Raw genomic sequence first — 4,054 nt, forward strand, 5'->3', positions numbered from 1 at the left:
CGATGAAGGCGAGCGCAAAGAGCATCGGCAGCGTCAGGTGGATGTCGCCGCGCCACAGCGTCAGCACCCAGTTGTAGACCTTGATCGCCGTGGGCACGGCGATGATCAGCGTCGTGGTGGCAAAGAAGAAGCCGAAGGCCGGGTTCATGCCGCTGACATACATATGGTGTGCCCAGACGACGAAGCTTAAGCCCCCGATGATGACGATCGCCCAGACCATCATGCGGTAGCCGAAGATGTTCTTGCGCGCATGCGTGCTGATCAGGTCCGAAACTATGCCGAAAGCCGGAAGTGCAACGATATAGACCTCCGGATGGCCGAAGAACCAGAAGAGGTGCTGGAACAGGATCGGGCTGCCACCGCCATGTTTCAGCTGCTCGCCCATCTCCACGATCGCCGGCATGAAGAAGCTGGTGCCGAGCACGCGGTCGAACAACATCATGACGCAGGCGACGAAGAGGGCCGGAAAGGCCAAGAGCGCCATCACGGTCGCGGTGAAGATGCCCCAGACGGTGAGCGGCATTCGCATCAGCGTCATGCCGCGCGCCCGTCCTTGCAGCACGGTCACCACATAGTTCAACCCGCCCATGGTAAAGCCAATGATGAAGACGACCAGCGAGGTGAGCATCAAGAGGATGCCCCAGTCCTTGCCGCCAGGCGTGCCGGAGAGAACGGATTGCGGCGGATAAAGCGTCCAGCCGGCCCCGGTCGGGCCACCGGGGGCGAAAAAGCCCGCGACCAGGATCAGCACCGCAAGCAGATAGATCCAGTAGCTCAGCATGTTCGCGTAGGGGAAAACCATGTCGCGCGCGCCGACCATCAGCGGAATGAGGTAATTGCCGAAGCCGCCGAGGAACAGCGCGGTCAACAGATAGATCACCATGATCATGCCGTGCATGGTGATGAACTGATAATAGTGATCGGCATCGATGAAAGAGAGAGCGCCGGGAAAGGCGAGTTGAATCCGCATCAGCCAGGAGAGCACCAGCGCCACCAGGCCAATCGCGATCGCCGTCACCGAATATTGCACGGCGATGATCTTGGCGTCCTGGCTGAACACGTATTTCGTCCACCAGCTTCGCGGATGATAGAGCTCGACATCCTCGACTTCGGCGGATGGGATGGCGCCCGCGCTGCCGGATGGAATCTCGACCATGATCTCTCTTCCTTCCTTTGCCGGTTCAGTTTGCCGGCGGCGGCTCTCCCGATGACGCCGTGAGCTGGGTGAATGTCTGCTGCTGCCCGAGCCAGGTCTGGTAGTCCGCGTCGTTATCGACGACGACGGTGCCGCGCATTTGCGGATGGCCGACACCGCAGAGTTCGGCGCAGAGGATCTCGAAGGTCCCCGTGCGCGTCGGCGTGAACCAGAAATAAGTGATCATGCCGGGGATCATGTCCATCTTGGCGCGGAATTCCGGCACGTAGAAATCGTGCAGCACATCGACGGAACGCAGCAAAATGTGCACCGGCTTGCCGATCGGCAGATGCAGTTCGCCGCCCTCGATGATGACATCGTCAAGGCCGCCTGCGTCGTTCTTGTCGAGACCGAGCGGATTTTCAGGGCTGACATCGCGCGTCTCGGCACGACCGAGCTTTCCGTCCGCGCCCGGCAGGCGGAAACTCCAAAGCCATTGCTGGCTGACGACCTCGACGGATGCCGCATCGGCAGGAACCGTGATGAACTGGTTCCACACGATCAGGCCGGGCGCCAGCATGGCCGCCACGCCGACCGCCGTTCCTCCTGCCAGCAGCAATTCCAGCCGGCGGTTCTCCGGCTCATAGTGAGCGCGGTTGCCCGGTCTGTGTCGGAAGCGGAAGACGCAATAGGCCATGAAGGAAATCACCGCCACAAAGACGATGCCGGTGATCCAGAAGGTAATGATCAGCGTGCTGTCGATATAGGTCCAGTTGGACGCGATCGGCGTCCACCACCACGGGCTGAGCACATGGAACAGCACGGAGCCGACGACAATCAGGACGAGAATCAGCACGACAGCCATTTCTGCTCCTCCTCGAGCAGGTTGACCCGTGAAACCGCATTCCGCAAAAAGTCCGTGTTTATTATCGCACAGATAGAAAATATCGGCAATTACGGCAATTTAGGCATGCGCCGCCGATCAAAGGCCCGTCATTTGGAGTATTGCCCATCACTGAGAATATTGTTTGAGATAGGCGATGAGGTCGGTGATCTCCTGATCGTCCTTCACGCCGACGAAGGCCATCTTTGTGCCTTTCACCTTTGCTTTTGGATTGTGCAGATAGTCGCGCAGCACTGTCTCGTCCCAGACGAGACCGCCTTCGCCAGCCGCCTTCATTGCGGGCGAGTAGGCGAAGTCGGGATGCGTTCCGGCCTTTCGACCGAACACCTTGTTCAGCGACGGACCGACCTTGTTCGTATCGGATTCAACGACATGACAGGTCGCGCATTTCTTGAAAACAACGGCACCTGCCGTCGCATCACCCTCCTGCGCCCCTGACTTACCAGGGGAAAGGGCAATCACGGATAAGCCGATCAGCAGAACAACACGGTAATCCACGGCAAACCTCATCCTCCTCAAGGTCGCCAAGCCACTCGCACTCGCCGTGGCATTGGCGCGCGGACGGTGGCTGGGATGCCGCAAAGCTTAATCCTTCGCGGGGGCAAGTCAATCGTTCCACAATTCCGGTGCAGTGACGCATCGCCGCAAGGCCGAAACCCGGCTTTCGCGCCTGCCGGTTGCGCCCAGGAGAGGTTGCCGGAATGGAGCGGCGTGGAAGGCAACGCAGAGAGTTCAGCGGAAGCGGCCGCCCGAGCCCCTAGCGGATCTCCTCATCTGCCCTGACGGGGGTATCTTCTTCCCGCCGGGCGAGGGGTGTCGGTGGCTGCTATTCGCCGGCTTCCAGCCGATGCAGGAAATTGCGCAACTCGGCCTCATCGATGCCGACGAGGTGGCGCTTTTCCGGATAGGCGCCGGAGCGGATATCCTCGGCAAATTCGCTGAAGGCGGCGATACGCTCGCGCTGCAGCCGGTCATGTTCGGCGGCGAAATTGCGATAGATCTTGGCGTGGCGCGGAGTGTGGTCGCGGTTGGTGCCGAGCACGTCGTCGGCGAAGAGATATTGCGCATCGCAGCCGCGGCCGGCGCCCATCGAGATCATCAGCATTGATGTTCTCTTTGAGATTGCCGCCGCCACATCGCCGGGAACGACTTCGATCTCGGCCGCAAAAGCGCCCGCCTCCTCCAGCGCCTTCGTCTGGCGCCAGATGTCTAAAGCGCTGGCGGCCGTCTTACCAACGGCGCGGAAGCCGCCGGTCCAGGTGGCTTTCGATGGGATGAGGCCCACATGTCCGCAGACGGGAATGCCCTCGTCGCGCATGCGTCTGATGGTCTGCAGGCTTGCGGCGCAATAGACGGCATCGCCGCCCGCCTTCAGCGCCTTGAAGGCTTCACGCATATACTCCTCGGCCGAAACGTGGTCGCCATATTCCAGACCCGGAACGGCAAAGGGCGTGGGCGCCGCTTCGCGAAAAACAGGCCCGAGCAAAGCGGGTGGCACGGAGACCATGTCGATACCCGCCTTTTCGGCCGCTTCCGCCTCCTCCAGCGAGGTGATGCGCAACATGGTGAGCTGCCGTTTTCCCTTGAGTGCAAGCAGGTCAGCGACCGTCGCGCGATAGTGTCTTTTCATCGCAAATTCCTTTGGGGCCAGATATCTGGATATCTCTCTCAGGCGGCGAGCAGCGTCTTCAGCTTGACGTTGCTGGCGGTCAGCGCGGCGGGATCTGGATGCGCGCGCGCGGCAATCAGCATTTCCGCCAGCCGGATATCGCGCGCCACCGCATTGCCCGGCCCGATGCCGCTTGCGGCAATGAGCCGACCCTCGCCATCGAGGTGGAAGAGGATGAAGGCTCGCTCGCCGAGATCGCGGCGCAGATGCATGACCGCGCCATCGGCAAGACCAGCGATCTGCAGCGTCATGTCGTACTGATCCGACCAGAACCACGGCACGGCAGAAACCGGCTCATCGGCGCCGAGCATATTGGCAGCGGCAAGCATGCCCTGCTGCTGTGCAT

The 4,054-nt window shown here is 61.0% G+C and carries 5 protein-coding genes; all 5 read right to left on the reverse strand.

Features of this window, described 5'->3' with window-relative positions:
* The coding region (locus AC1D35_RS34960) for a cbb3-type cytochrome c oxidase subunit I (RefSeq protein WP_477942484.1) at positions 1 to 1,156 on the reverse strand (1,156 nt) is incomplete at its 3' end.
* Positions 1,157 to 1,181: 25 nt separating this feature from the next.
* On the reverse strand, positions 1,182 to 2,000 hold the full coding sequence (locus AC1D35_RS34965; protein WP_477942486.1) for a cytochrome c oxidase subunit II: 819 nt from the start codon (positions 1,998 to 2,000) through the stop codon (positions 1,182 to 1,184).
* 147 nt (positions 2,001 to 2,147) lie between these two features.
* Entirely contained in the window at positions 2,148 to 2,537 is a 390-nt protein-coding gene (locus AC1D35_RS34970) for a c-type cytochrome (RefSeq protein ID WP_477855028.1), read from the reverse strand.
* A 328-nt stretch (positions 2,538 to 2,865) separates the two neighbouring features.
* The gene (locus tag AC1D35_RS34975; RefSeq protein WP_477942488.1) at positions 2,866 to 3,669 is read right to left on the reverse strand and encodes a 3-methyl-2-oxobutanoate hydroxymethyltransferase; all 804 of its coding nucleotides are present in this window, start codon (positions 3,667 to 3,669) and stop codon (positions 2,866 to 2,868) included.
* A 38-nt stretch (positions 3,670 to 3,707) separates the two neighbouring features.
* On the reverse strand, positions 3,708 to 4,054 hold a 347-nt coding region (locus AC1D35_RS34980; RefSeq protein ID WP_477942490.1), incomplete at its 5' end, for an oxidoreductase C-terminal domain-containing protein.

The sequence above is a fragment of the Rhizobium sp. P1_E6 genome (assembly GCF_056405875.1).

Excerpts from the sequence above, each read along its gene's own strand:
- AC1D35_RS34965 (WP_477942486.1), bottom strand. The coding sequence starts at position 2,000 with ATGGCTGTCGTGCTGATTCTCGTCCTGATTGTCGTCGGCTCCGTGCTG.
- AC1D35_RS34975 (WP_477942488.1), bottom strand. The coding sequence starts at position 3,669 with ATGAAAAGACACTATCGCGCGACGGTCGCTGACCTGCTTGCACTCAAG.